Origin of the sequence: Paenibacillus oryzisoli, from assembly GCF_050467285.1 — a bacterium.
Taxonomy (GTDB): domain Bacteria; phylum Bacillota; class Bacilli; order Paenibacillales; family NBRC-103111; genus Paenibacillus_E; species Paenibacillus_E oryzisoli_A.
The window spans coordinates 390,613-403,494 of record NZ_JBCMUN010000009.1; the positions used below are offsets into that span (position 1 = coordinate 390,613).

General features: G+C 54.4%; 12 protein-coding genes. All 12 read right to left on the bottom strand.

The features are described 5' to 3' along the window. Positions 1-16: 16 nt before the first annotated feature. Complete coding sequence (locus ABE504_RS17075) at positions 17-1,138, bottom strand: MGDG synthase family glycosyltransferase (protein ID WP_430090889.1); 1,122 nt, start codon at positions 1,136-1,138, stop codon at positions 17-19. 17 nt (positions 1,139-1,155) lie between these two features. After that, positions 1,156-2,514: a HAMP domain-containing sensor histidine kinase gene (locus tag ABE504_RS17080; RefSeq protein WP_430090890.1), complete on the bottom strand. Its 1,359-nt coding sequence runs from the start codon at positions 2,512-2,514 to the stop codon at positions 1,156-1,158. A gap of 68 nt (positions 2,515-2,582) precedes the next feature. Then, on the bottom strand, positions 2,583-3,257 hold the full coding sequence (locus ABE504_RS17085) for a response regulator transcription factor (protein WP_430090892.1): 675 nt from the start codon (positions 3,255-3,257) through the stop codon (positions 2,583-2,585). A 48-nt stretch (positions 3,258-3,305) separates the two neighbouring features. Then, a complete protein-coding gene (locus ABE504_RS17090; protein ID WP_430090894.1) occupies positions 3,306-3,821 on the bottom strand; it encodes a hypothetical protein in 516 nt (171 codons plus the stop codon). Positions 3,822-3,977: 156 nt separating this feature from the next. Continuing rightward, positions 3,978-4,256 (bottom strand): YxcD family protein, encoded by a 279-nt coding sequence (locus tag ABE504_RS17095; RefSeq protein ID WP_430090896.1) that lies wholly within the window; start codon positions 4,254-4,256, stop codon positions 3,978-3,980. A gap of 2 nt (positions 4,257-4,258) precedes the next feature. After that, positions 4,259-4,696, bottom strand: a complete 438-nt coding sequence (locus ABE504_RS17100; RefSeq protein ID WP_430090898.1) for a hypothetical protein — start codon at positions 4,694-4,696, stop codon at positions 4,259-4,261. Between the two features lie 85 nt (positions 4,697-4,781). Further along, positions 4,782-5,942: an ATP-binding protein gene (locus ABE504_RS17105; protein ID WP_430090899.1), complete on the bottom strand. Its 1,161-nt coding sequence runs from the start codon at positions 5,940-5,942 to the stop codon at positions 4,782-4,784. Positions 5,943-6,116: 174 nt separating this feature from the next. Beyond that, complete coding sequence (locus ABE504_RS17110) at positions 6,117-7,682, bottom strand: glutamate synthase-related protein (protein ID WP_430090901.1); 1,566 nt, start codon at positions 7,680-7,682, stop codon at positions 6,117-6,119. Between the two features lie 212 nt (positions 7,683-7,894). After that, complete coding sequence (locus ABE504_RS17115) at positions 7,895-9,097, bottom strand: anhydro-N-acetylmuramic acid kinase (RefSeq protein ID WP_430090903.1); 1,203 nt, start codon at positions 9,095-9,097, stop codon at positions 7,895-7,897. Further along, a complete protein-coding gene (nagZ, locus tag ABE504_RS17120; RefSeq protein WP_430090905.1) occupies positions 9,097-10,752 on the bottom strand; it encodes a beta-N-acetylhexosaminidase in 1,656 nt (551 codons plus the stop codon). Before nagZ ends, ABE504_RS17115 begins: the two co-directional genes overlap by 1 nt. Before the next feature lie 25 nt (positions 10,753-10,777). Continuing rightward, entirely contained in the window at positions 10,778-11,704 is a 927-nt protein-coding gene (locus ABE504_RS17125) for an N-acetylglucosamine kinase (protein ID WP_430090906.1), read from the bottom strand. Between the two features lie 26 nt (positions 11,705-11,730). Further along, positions 11,731-12,873 carry an exo-beta-N-acetylmuramidase NamZ family protein gene (locus ABE504_RS17130; protein WP_430090908.1) on the bottom strand — a complete coding sequence of 381 codons (1,143 nt, stop codon included), beginning with the start codon at positions 12,871-12,873 and terminating at the stop codon, positions 11,731-11,733. Between the last annotated feature and the right edge of the window lie 9 nt (positions 12,874-12,882).

The following is a 12,882-nucleotide window of genomic DNA, read 5'->3' on the forward strand; positions in this document are numbered from 1 at the left end:
CTGCATCCTCCCGTCTTTAGATGGATATCGACATCCCTTTCTGTACACAGCGGTACAAGATGTCGCTCACAATATGAAGCGATGCATGACTCCGCTGCAGCGCCTCCATACGCTCCTGCACGTCGCTCGCTATTTCCGGATGCGCGAAGTAATAAGTGATGTTTCCGACAAGCTCTTCCTGCGAATTGGAAATCGAAGCGACGCCGCGGCTCACCAAATATCTGGCATTCTCCTTTTCCTGACCGGCGTGAGGCTTATAGACGAAAATCGGCAATTTGGACACCAACGCTTCCGTTAGTGTAAGCCCGCCTGCCTTGGTCAAGATGCAGCACGCTTCCGCCATCATCCGCTGCATCGTCTCCACATATCCATGAACAGTGATACGCGGATGCTCGGAAAACTGCTCGGCAAGGCGCTTTTGCAGCTTATGATTATACCCGCAAACGACGTTCAATTCACAGCCCGGAATAACGGAAAGTTCCAGCAGCAGCTCTTCCATATAGCTGTTCACACCGGCATCTGCCGCCATGATCAGCATTTTGCGAGCTGGGGAGTCCGCCCCCTGCCCCTGCTTGCTCTGCGCAAATTCCTGGCGAATCGGAATGCCGCTGACCTTGACCCGCTCTCGGCTCACGCCGCGAAACACAAGCTGACGCTTCAGCTCCTCTGTCGCCACATAGTACGTATCGACATTGGCGTGAAGCCAGCTCGCATGCAACGCGTAATCAGTCAGAATCGTCACGTTCTGAATCCCCATGGAACGGCAAATTTCCGGCGCAGCGCCGAACGGAAACGTATTAATAACGACATCGGGCCGTTCCTGTTCGATGAGCTCTCGCAGCTTTTTTTGCCCCAAATAGATCATCGATTTCTGAAACAGCGCCGTCTGTTTTTTCTCCCGCGTCAGATAATAGCACCATCCATAGTAATCAAGTCCAAACCGCGAACTTTTCAAGCTTGTATCTATGAGTTTGGTCGTCAGCAGATGGATAAATGGATGCCCCTCTTTCATCAGATTCACGACTCTGACATGCTCGATCCCTTGGCTGAGAAATTGTTGATACAGCGCCTTGGACGCCTGAAGATGCCCGTTGCCGTAGCTGGCTGTAAGAATCAATATACGCGGGTTCGCATTCATCACTGGGATTCCACCTTTCATCGCATAGGTATATCGGTCCAAGCAGCAAGGGCCAGCGGAAAATTCAGCTCCACGCAGCTCCCTTTGCCTTCCTCACTTTCTATGGCAATCGTCCCCTGATAGTGCTGTACGAGCTGTTTGGCGATTGCGAGACCTAGTCCAGTGCCGCCGATTTGTTGATTGCGCGCTTTATCCACCCTGTAGAACCGGTCGAAAATATGCGGCAAATCGGCAGCCGGAATGCCGATACCATGATCTCGCACGCGAATTTGAACCGTTCTTTTCAAGCGAACGCCTTCGATCTCAATCGTTTTCCGGCTGATGGAATATTTCACAGCATTATCCAGTACAATCATCAGAATCTGTTCCAGGTGCATCGGACTGACAAGCAGTTGGACATCTTCAACCGTGGACAGATGATCGATAAATTGAAAGTCCGGATTCAGAATCTCGAAGCGCTTCACCGTCTCGCGAACGGAAGGCACCGCCAGAATCGGTTCAGCGACGACGGGATATTGATCCGATTCCGCTTTCGTTAGGGTTAACAGCTCCTGGACGAGCTTTTTCAAACGTCTGACCTCGTAAAGCGAAGCTTCCAGCGATTCATCCAGGACAGCCGGGTCCGACTTGCCCCATCGATTGAGCAGCGAGAGATGCCCCTCCAGAATCGTGATCGGCGTTCGCAATTCGTGGGAAGCATCCTCGACAAACTGCTTTTGCTGCTTGAACGAAATTTCAAGCTGCCCCATCAAATCGTTGAACATCATCGCGAGTCCCGACAGTTCATCCCCATTTTGAATATTGTCGACCCGCTCGGTCAGCCCTTTCTTCTTCACGCTGCGGATCGTGGACGCCAGTGCCCGAATCGGACGCATGAACGTCCTGGCAATAGCCAGCCCGCTGAGCACGCTGATAAAGACGGCGAGAACGCCCCCAATCAGCATGACCCAGAGCAGCCGCTCGCTGAAATGATCGAACGTTTCCAGGTTGCTGCCGAGCTCCAACGTGCCATGGAAACTGGCTGTGTTCAGCGGACTCCGATAGACAAGCAAATGAAAATCGTGAAACGTCGTGTCATATAGCTGAGGGGCATCCGCTCGCCGCGGCGCCACCCATTCCGGATTAAAATGATTGGCGATCGTCAGCAGCGTTTTGCCGTTCTCGTCAAGAATGCGCGTGAATTGATTTTTGCCGGTTAGCTTCTCAATAAAAGTGCGGCTATCTGGCAGTTGAAGATCGCTCGCAGACTTATTTTGAAGAAAATCCTGGAGCTGCATCATCCCCACTTGAATCTTGTCCTCTTCCTGCTTCATCATCAACTGCTTGAGCACATGATACTGCGCAAAATTGTAAGTAGCGAACAATAGGAAAATCAAAAGTGCCGCCCCTAGCATTAGTTTCCATTTAATTGGAAGTTGTCTGATCCATGTCAGCATCCTTTTCTTCATCGCATCGCATAGCCAATGCCGCGAACCGTCTGGATGCAGCTCGCCTCACCGGGCACATCCAGTTTATTGCGTAAGTAGCGGACATAGACGTCCACAACATTCGTTTCAACGATGGAATCGAAGCCCCAGACTTGATCCAGCAGCATATCGCGTGTGAGTACCAGATGATGATTTTGCATAAACATCACGAGCAGATCGAACTCCCTTTTCGTCAAATCGACAAGCTCCTCTCCCCGGTAAACGAGCCTGGCATCCAAGTCGACTCTGATATGCCCAAAAGCAAGCTGCGCATGCCCCGCATCGTTTTCCAGCTCGATGCGCCTGAATACCGCTCGAATGCGCGCGAGCAGCTCTTCAATCGCAAACGGCTTCGGGATGTAATCATCCGCCCCGCTATCCAAACCGGACACGCGATCAGTCACGTTATCCCTGGCCGTGAGCATAACAATCGGCGTCTTCTTGACCGCCCGAATCCGTTTGCACACCTCGAGCCCGTTCAGCTCCGGCAGCATAATATCGAGCAGGATGAGATCCCAGTCCTCTTGCAGCGCGAGCGTCAGGCCGGACTTGCCGTCATAAGCGGCCTTCACGGCAAAAGCTTCATGCTCCAATTCAAGTTGAATGAAGCGAACCAAGTTCTTCTCATCTTCAATGAGCAGTATGCGTTTCATTCTATCTCCTTTCCGATCACTGATCAGGATCGCTCGGCAGGATTTCTTTTACAAAAAGGCATGAATAAGAAAAAGTGCTGTAAAAACCAGACCGGACCGCATATGCCATCTACGATCCAACTTGCGGTAGCGGAGTATGCCCGCGATAGGGACAGGCAGCAAAGAGACAGCAGCCAGAAGGCCGGTTATATTTGAAAAATCCCATTTCATTCCGTATAAGATCGCCGCGGTTATATGCAGAAAAATAACGCCTATCGCAAGAACAGCAATGGGTGTATGCAGTTTTCGAAGCCACCGCGTAACGATCCCCACTCCTTTATTCATGCCGCTCCATCGTTTGGCGTATCCTCGCTGCAATATCGTCTTTCCTATATAATAGCCGATTACGACGAACAACAAAATTCTGGCCTGTGATCCATAATTTTTCAACACCGATTTAAAATGGCGATCTTGCCACGATACAGATGGGTCGTGAAAGATCGTCCACGCGCCATAACCAATTAACAGTAAGGTCAGGATGAGACTCAGCCATACCCATTTTCGCTCTTTCTCCCATAGTTGCAACGGACACACCTCATTCTGCACTTGTTCTTGTTGACGAAGTTCTTACTATTAGCAGTTTACCCGATGAACATGAGAAGTCCATGAGAAACGAGCAGATTTACAAAAAAATAAAAACCGCTTTCCTGTAGGAAAACGGTTCTCTGAAGTGTAGCAGTGTTAAACGGCGATGTCTGCGACGATCTCCTCTTCCAGCGATAAGCGGATCTGATCCCAGAACACACGCAATTGAAACTCATTGTATAAGTATTGCACGATCGCCTCGAACATATTGGACTGGGTCAAAATTTGACTGCGGCTTTGGGCATGAACTTCTGCGGAGAAACCGAGATCCTCGTCCCACATCAATTCAACATCCACGTCCGTCGGCTTCAGCCCTTTTCGCTGCGCCATATGAAGGCACAGCGCGTTCACGATGTCCTGCTCCGATAAACGCATCGTTAGTTCCACTCCTGATTATGCTTCGGTTTGCGCTTCTGCTTAAAGTACGCCACAATGCGCATAATGAGCATGATAATCACAATAATCGCCAGAACATTGACCATCAGTCCCAGGATGTTGCCCAGGAAGCCCATGCCCCCGAACAGACCGCCGAACAGCATGCCGGCGATACCGCCGATCAGGAGACCTTTCATCAAACCGCCGCTGAAAAATCCTGGCTTCTTCGTCGCTGTTGTCGCCCCTGTGGTTGTCTTCGTCGCGGTATTCGTGTTAGTCTCGGTTTTCGTCGTGTTGCTTGTCGTTGCTTTCTGCTGATTGCTTGGCGTGTAGCTCTTCTTAGGCGCTTTGTACGACGTTTTCGCGGAAACGATCGTCGGCACCGTTACCGAGAACACCAGCATACTTGCCATGATGAGCGTAATTACTTTCTTCAGCATTGTGTCTGAACCCTCCAGGTATGAGAATTGATTGAAAGTCTTGTCACTTTCATCCCATTCTATACGCCTGGCGAAAAATTTGGTTTCAAGGTTTGTCCGATTTGTAAAAAGTAAAATGAAACGTAGACCCTCGCTCGCCGCTTTGGATCTTGATTTCGGCGTCATGACGCCTAGCAATGTCGAAGCAGATCGACAGTCCCAGGCCTGTTCCGTTCTCTTTCGTCGTCAAAAACGGTGTCCCCAACTGTTCAAGAATGTGCGGAGGAATCCCCTTTCCTTCATCTTTTACAGAAAAACCAAGCTGCGCTCCACGCTCAAACAAGGCAATCGTCACGCATGCGCCTTTCTCCGAAGCTTCCAAGCTGTTTCTCACCAGATTGATCAAGACTTGTTGAATTTCATTCGCATTGAAGCTCAGCCGAGACACTTGGGATGGGATAAACTTGATTCGCTTCCCCATCATCAGTGCATCCGCTTCCAAAATGGGCATGACCGCTTGAAACGTAGCCAGCAAATCCTGCTCTTCGCCTTCGTGCGGGTTGTGATGCTTGGCCAGCGACAAAAAATTGCCGATAATCTCATTCGCCCGATCCAGTTCACCGATGATGAGGTCATAATAGTTATGGTGGTTTGGCGATTTGCTCTGCTGCATCAACTGCAGGAAGCCCCGCACAGTCGTGATCGGATTGCGGACCTCATGACTGATGCTTGCCGCCATTTGGGCGACAAGACTAAGCCGATCGAGCCGTGCTATTTCGTTGCGCAGCTGGGCGTACTCTTCCACCTTTTCATCTATAATCTTCTCTAAAATAGTTTTGTCCGTACGCACTTGTCGTTCCCTCAGGACATACTTGGTAATATCCTCAGAAGCTGCGACGACACCGCATACGTCACCCCTTTGATTACGAATCGGACTTGCATTCCAGACGGAAATCAACCGATGGTCGTCTTCCCATACAAATTCCAACACTTCCTCGCGTACTTCTACCTGCTGGGATCCGGAGCGTTGCATCGGCATCTCTTCTGGCTCGAGCTCGATGCCTTCCCGATACACTTTCACGTTCGGAGGCTCGCTAGCCGAATGCGAGAAATTGCCGCCCGAAGATATGCGCAGCATCGATGAAGCTTTGGCGTTGTGAAAGATCTTCGTACAATATGGGTCAGTGGCCAATGAAACGCCGCCCGGAGATTTTTCGAAAATCGACCAGTATTCGTTCGGGATTTGATTGCCGGTTTCAAATAGCATAAGATTCCTTCCCAAAAAGCGATGAGCCGATCCTTGCTCGCTCTTTTTCTCTATTTATAAAATTCGTATGACAACTAATTATTCGATTTCCGTCTGGAAATACCTTCAATGCCTTGTAAATACGCCTGACTCTTGCAGAATGCAGAAAAAAGCCGCATGTCAGCGGCTTTTCACTTACGTTTCAGGATAAGGAAACAAATCGATGATGCGCTGCGTCTGCCCATTGCTGTTCGTAAAGACGACATGCTCGCGCGTCAACCTCCGCGGACTTCCCAGTCCGCATGCCGCCGCCAGAGAGAACAGCCCTTCTCTCAGCTGCAAAATATAGTTCATCACCCGCCACTGTTTCTCCTCCGGAGCCAATGCCGCCTGATACTTGGCGTCCGTCGTGGTGATGCCTGTCGGGCATTTGCCGGTATGGCACTGCAACGCCATAATACAGCCGTTCGCCATCATGAAGCCGCGGGCGGAGTTGACGCAATCGGCTCCAAGCGCCAGCGCGATCGCCACCTTATCCGGCGTGATCAGTTTCCCGGAAGCGAAAATTTTCATTTTCTCGCGAACGCCGTATTTGCGAGCCGTATCGTCCAAAATGATTAAGGCTGCGTAGAGCGGCAGGCCCATGCCATCGGCCATCGCCTTAAAGGTCGCGCCTGAACCGCCCTCCGAACCGTCAACTGTGATGAAATCCGGTACGATGTCGAGATCCACCATCGCCTGGAACAAGGGCTCTAACCGCTTGGGATCGCCGACGACGATTTTCACGCCCACCGGCTTCCCGCCTTCCTCCTGCAGCATGCGGATGAAGCGAAGCGCTTCCTCGGGATTCGTCAGAAATTCGAACCGGTTGGGCGAGTTGACCGTTTTGCCGATCGGCACAAGCCGGGTCGCCGCCACCTTCTCCGTCACCTTTGAGCCTTCCAAATGGCCGCCGCGAATTTTGGCGCCCTGATGAAATTTGAGCTCGAACGCTTTAATGTTCGGAATCAGCGCCTTAGCGCGAAACGCTTCGATCGAGAACTGCCCGATGTCATCCCGGAAGCCAAACAGTCCTGGCCCGATTTGGGAAACAATATCGGCGCCAGTCGCCAAATGCTCCTCCGCGACACCGCCTTCGCCGGTGTTGATCCACGAACCGCCCGCCATTCTGGCTCCGTGCCCGGTCGATTGAATGTAGTTCTCGCCAACGGCGCCGAACGATGTGGCCGAAGCGCCGAACATGCCTTTCAGCCGCCAAGGATGCTTGCACGCCTCCCCAACGATGATCGCATCCTCGTCCAGCAGCAGCCAAGGTTTGACCTGGTCATCGATGAATTTTTCCTGTCGGGTAAAAAGCCCCTCGTCCGTAATGACGTATTTTTTCCCTGCCAGCATGGAGGCGTTATCTACGCGGAGCTCGCTCGTTAACTTGGGGAACATGCTGTTCGACAAGTAAAACCCCGGCTTTTCATAGTCACGTCTCCCTCCAAACGAGATCAGATCCGTCCGATACTTGGCCGCATACACGAGCCCCACAAAATCCGCCCGCGAGAACGGCCTACCTTCCGTATCATGATCGAACCAGTACTGGCGGAACTCCGGCCCCAACTTCTCCAGCAAGTAGCGCACCCACCCGAGAAACGGGTGAGAACGGATAATCGAATGTTTCGGCTGTTTGGACAGCACATACATATATCCGAAAAAAACGAGCGGCGGAAGAACGACAATGACAAGCAGAACGGTTAATAACAGAGTAAGCACACTGGTTTACCTCCTAAGCGACAATGAAAATACACTGTAGTGATCTTCTTATTATACGCCTTGAAGCAAATTTTGGAAAAGAATGTGGGAAGGCACCTCCTTATGCTCTCGGCTATCCACCCGCTCTTCTGGAGGGTTCGAGCCATTGTTTGAAAGTAAAAAAGCTTGCACCGTCTTCTAAGACGGTACAAGCTTTTAATGCTGGCCCCCGTTTACGGCAGCGCCAGTTTACCCATGATCGTCGGCCGGTCGGCCCCGGTGGCCGATGGCAGGTTGTTCGGCACGCCGTGTATCCAGTCGTTGCCGAGCAACGCGAACAGGATTGCTTCCTTTGCGTCGCCGGAAATGCCGAACGCATCGGACGTAGTGATCGCCTGCTGCGGCAGCAGCGCCTGCAGCATGGCGAGCAGCGTGCGGTTGCGCGCGCCGCCGCCGCTCACGATCACTTCCGCGATCTCCATCCGCGGAAGGATGAAAGCCTCATACGCGCGCGCAATCGAATGCGCGGTGAACGCCGTGGCTGTCGCGACGATGTCGTCGGGCGACAGGCCTTGCGCCTGCACGCTTGCGAGCCACACCAGCGTGTAGGCTTTGCCGAACAGCTCCCGCCCCGTGGTCTTGGGCGGGAGCTGGGCGAAGTACGGATGTGCGAGCATCTGCTCAAGCACATTCGCCTGCACCTCACCGCGCGCCGCCCATGCGCCGTCGGCATCGTACGCGAGCTGTCCACCGGACAGCTCGTGCACGACTTGATCAAGGACCATGTTCCCTGGTCCGGTGTCAAAAGCAATCAGTTCGGCGTCTTCCACGCGAGCTGTATCGCCCATGGCCGGGATCGCGGTGCAGTTGCCGATCCCGCCGATGTTTTGCAGGATGCGGCCCTTCACCGCATCCCGGAACAAGATCAGGTCGCCGTAAGGAGCAAGCGGCGCCCCCTGCCCGCCGACCGCCATATCGGCGGTTCGGAAATCGCCGACAACGGGGCGGCCCGTCCGTTTGGCAAGCACGGACAAATCGCCGATCTGCAGCGTCGATTTCGGCAAGTACGCATGCGCGGCATCCGCGACCGGGATATGCCACACGGTTTGCCCATGCGAGGAGATCAGATCGATCTCCTCCATCTTCATCCCGGCGAGCTTCGCCGTCCGCAGGACCGCCTCGGCAAACTTCTCCGCCATGACGACGTTCATGCCGCACACCTGCGCGACGTCCGAATGCTCGACGGAGCACAGCGCCTTCAACTTCTCTCGCAGCTCCTCGTCGTAGGAGAAGCTTTCAAAATGCAAAGGCTGCACCTTCGCATTCATGCCGCAGCCGTCAATGCGCACGATGGCGACATCGATGCCGTCGAGTGAGGTGCCGGACATGAGGCCGGCGACAACCAAACTTTTTTGCTCCAACAGTTGATGAAGCATTACGCATTCCCCTCCCAGCGCCAGCCGGCTGGATATGCGTCGCTTAAGGTCACCGGTAGCCGGCCCTTCATTGGCAGCTCACCGAGCAGGCAGCGAGCCGTGCTTTGCAGCGCAAGCGGCCGGCTCTCGTAGGCCGCGACGAACGTCGACGCGTCCGCAGGCAGCTCAAGCAGGTCGTACGGCACGCGCAGCGCGACGACGACGAGCGGCTTGCCGAGCGCTTGCAGGGCGCGCAGCAGCTCGCCTTGCGGCGCATGGAACCTTGCGTTGTACGTCCCGATAACGATCTGCGCCACATCCGCGGCGGCGGCTTCCGCCAATACCGCCGTGTGCTCATCCGCGACCGCGGCCAGCGGCAGCACGCGGTCGACAACCTCGAGGCCGTGCGCTACCAGCACCGCGCCCAGGCTCGACGCGGCGTACGCTTCGTCGACGCCGGACGATACGGCCGCCGCGACGGTGATCGCGAGCGTCCGTGCGCGTCTCAGCGGAAGCAACCCCTGCTCGTCCTTGACGAGCGTAATGGAAGCTTCGCTGAGACGCTGGGCGACCGCGTGATGCGCTTCGGTCGCCACAGACTCGGACGCAGCGCTCGCTGGCTGCGCCCCCACCAAGCCGCGGCGCGTCTTCAGCGCCAACAGCCGCGCCACCGACGCATCGAGGCGAGCTTCGCTGATGCGCCCGTCCCTTACCGCCTGCTCGATCGCGTCGATCGCGCCGAGCTGCAAATCCATGCGGTGGCTGATCAGGACCAGGTCAGCCCCGGCTTCGATCGCCATGACGCTCGCGGCGACCGTGCCGTAATGGACGGCGATGGCGTTCATTTCCATGCAATCCGTCATGATCACGCCGTCGTAACCGAGCTCTTCCCGCAGCAAGCCGGTGAGCACCGCTTTCGACAGCGTCGCCGGACGCTTCTCCGGCTCAAACGCCGGAAAATAAATATGCGACGACATGATCGCATCAACGCCATGTTCGATCGCTTTGACGAATGGGACTAGCTCGAGCGAACGAATCCGCGCCTGGTCGTGCGCAATTGTCGGCAAATCCAGATGCGAGTCTACGCTTGTATCGCCATGCCCCGGAAAATGCTTCGCCGTCGCGACGACGTTCGCATCCTGATACCCTTGCACCGCGCGCACGCCGAAATCTGCGACAAGTTCCGCCGATTCTCCGAACGAACGGACACCGATGACGGGATTCTGCGAATTATTATTCACATCCAGCACTGGTGCAAAGTTCAGATTGATGCCCAGCGCCCGCAGCTCTCGGCCCGAGATGTAAGCCGACGCATAGGCAGCTTCATGGTTCAGCTCTTGATCGCCTTCCTGTTCACCCAGCGCGCCCGCGGCTAGCGCCATCTGCCCTGGCATCAAAGCGACGCCTTCGGTAATCCTCGCGACCATGCCGCCTTCTTGATCGATCGATACCCAAAGCGGCCACGTGTCCGACGCTGCTGCCAGCTGCTGCACCTCGTTCGACAGCGCAGCGACTTGCTCGGTCGTCTCCACATTGCGCGCAAAATAAATGACGCCGCCCACATGGTGCTCTTGAATGAGCTCCTTCACACGATCCGTAGACGCCGTGCCTTCAAAGCCGCAGAGCAGCATTTGACCGATTTTTTCCCGGAGCGTCATTTCTTCTAGTTTTTTCATGCCGTATAGCTCCCCTTTCCACTCGTTATGCTTGCGCGGCTTCCAGCCGGTTAAGCGCCATCCGGACAGCGCCGCTGGCCGCATCTTTTTTCGCTTCGATACAAGAAAGCTCAGGATACCGTTCCTTCAAAATCTCGGCAAAAGCCCGGCGAATATCCCCATTATTGATCAGCACGCTGCCAGCCATTGCCAAGCTTCCCGTTTGCATGGACAGCTTCTCGATCACCGGCACAGCCATGGACGCGAGTGCCGCCGCATGTTTGGCCGCAATCGCCCGCGCAGCCGAATCTCCCAACTCACATGCTTTACTCAAAATCGGGGCAAGCGCCGCAATATCCTTTTTATTCGTGGACTTGCTATAGACGAAACCGACAATCTCTTGAACGGTGGCGAGCCCAAGCTGCTCGTACACCATGCCGGAGATGACCGTTTCCGGAATTCGTCCGTCATGAGCCTGGACCGTCGCAGACAGCAGATCGCGTCCGATGGCATACCCGCTGCCCTCATCGTCGATGAGGTGTCCGTAGCCGCCGGAGCGCACCGATTCGCCCGCTTTATTTTTACCGAAACAGATCGACCCTGTTCCTGCAATCACAATGATCCCGACTTCGCTGTCATGCGCCCCGCAAAGCGCGGTTTCCTGATCGCCGGTAATGAGCAGCCCGCCTTCATACCCGCAAGCTCTAGCATTCGCTTCCAAGCGCGCGCTGACGGTAGGATTGCTGACCCCCGCTGCGCCAATCACAACCTGTTTGCAATTGTCCAGCCCGCCGCATACTTCCGCAATCCCGGAGAAAATATCCTGAAAGCTGCGCCTAATGCTTTCCTCATCCTGCCCATTGTAATTAATGGCTCCGGAGATAAATGTGTGGACGAGCAGTCCGTTCTCATCCGCAATTTTCACAGCCGTTTTCGTGCCTCCGCCATCCAATCCCGCTACAAATCGTTTCACGCTACCCCCTCTTTCCTGCCCTCGTCTTACTTATATAAATGATACGCTGCCTTCATCGTCGCAAACGCCGTGCTCTCCGCTTGAAACTTCTCCAACAGCTCCGCCAGGCCAACTTCTTCATTGCGATACACATTGTCACCGCACAGCAAATCGATGAACGGCCGTGAACCTTCCCTGAGTGGCGGCAGGAATTCAAACGCCTCATAGTTGTTCTTGATCGTATACAACAGTGTCACGCCCGTTTCAAACGGCCGAACCGCCTGCTTGTCAAGAACGTGAATCTGAACGCCGCTGCAATTTTCAGCGAGATGCTTCGACGTCGTCGGTTTAAAATGAACCGGTCGGAACCAGACGCCTGGCAGTTTCTTCGTGTTCATCTCATCAGCCAGCCGTTGTCCGTCGATGTACGGTGCGCCAATCGCTTCAAACGGCACCGTCGTGCCGCGCCCTTCCGACATGTTCGTGCCTTCAAACACGCACGTCCCCGGATACATAAGCGCTGTTTCATATCTTGGCAAGCCCAAAGACGGCATGATCCACTCGCGCCCGGTTTCCGGAAACCGCATGCTGCGGGACCATCCTTCACAAGGCACAATGTGCAGGTCGCAGCCCCACTTCATTTGGTCGTTCGCCATCACAGCCAACTCTCCTGCCGTCAGGCCGTAGCGTACCGCAAGCGGATAGTTGCCGACAAACGATTGAAACCCTTCTTTTAACACATTGCCCTCTACCGTGATGCCGTCCAGCGGATTGACCCGGTCGAGCACGACGAACGGCTTGCCCGCCTTCGCGCAATCTTCAATTGCATAAAGCATCGTATAAATAAACGTATAATACCGTGTGCCGACATCCTGAATATCGTACACAATCATATCCACAGCATCCAGCATTTCAGGTGTGAGCCTTTTGGAATCTTTACGATACAGACTGTATACTGGAACGCCTGTGATCGGGTCCAGATACGTATCAATAAGGGCTCCAGCCGCTTGATCGCCGCGCACGCCGTGCTCTGGCGAGAATAAGGCAGCCAGCTCGAATCGTTCATGCAACACTTGAATCGTAGAGACAAAGTCTTTCGTCAGCCCCGTCGGTGCGGTAATCAGACCGAGCCGCTTTCCTTTAAAAAGATGGGCATAATGTTCGATGCGGTCAATGCCGTTCAGTATCATGTCGGCGCC

Coding starts and splice junctions, on each gene's coding strand:
- ABE504_RS17075 (WP_430090889.1), bottom strand. CDS start 1,138: ATGAATGCGAACCCGCGTATATTGATTCTTACAGCCAGCTACGGCAAC.
- ABE504_RS17085 (WP_430090892.1), bottom strand. CDS start 3,257: ATGAAACGCATACTGCTCATTGAAGATGAGAAGAACTTGGTTCGCTTC.
- ABE504_RS17095 (WP_430090896.1), bottom strand. CDS start 4,256: ATGCGTTTATCGGAGCAGGACATCGTGAACGCGCTGTGCCTTCATATG.
- ABE504_RS17100 (WP_430090898.1), bottom strand. CDS start 4,696: ATGCTGAAGAAAGTAATTACGCTCATCATGGCAAGTATGCTGGTGTTC.
- ABE504_RS17105 (WP_430090899.1), bottom strand. CDS start 5,942: ATGCTATTTGAAACCGGCAATCAAATCCCGAACGAATACTGGTCGATT.
- ABE504_RS17115 (WP_430090903.1), bottom strand. CDS start 9,097: ATGCTTCATCAACTGTTGGAGCAAAAAAGTTTGGTTGTCGCCGGCCTC.
- nagZ (WP_430090905.1), bottom strand. CDS start 10,752: ATGAAAAAACTAGAAGAAATGACGCTCCGGGAAAAAATCGGTCAAATG.
- ABE504_RS17130 (WP_430090908.1), bottom strand. CDS start 12,873: ATGATACTGAACGGCATTGACCGCATCGAACATTATGCCCATCTTTTT.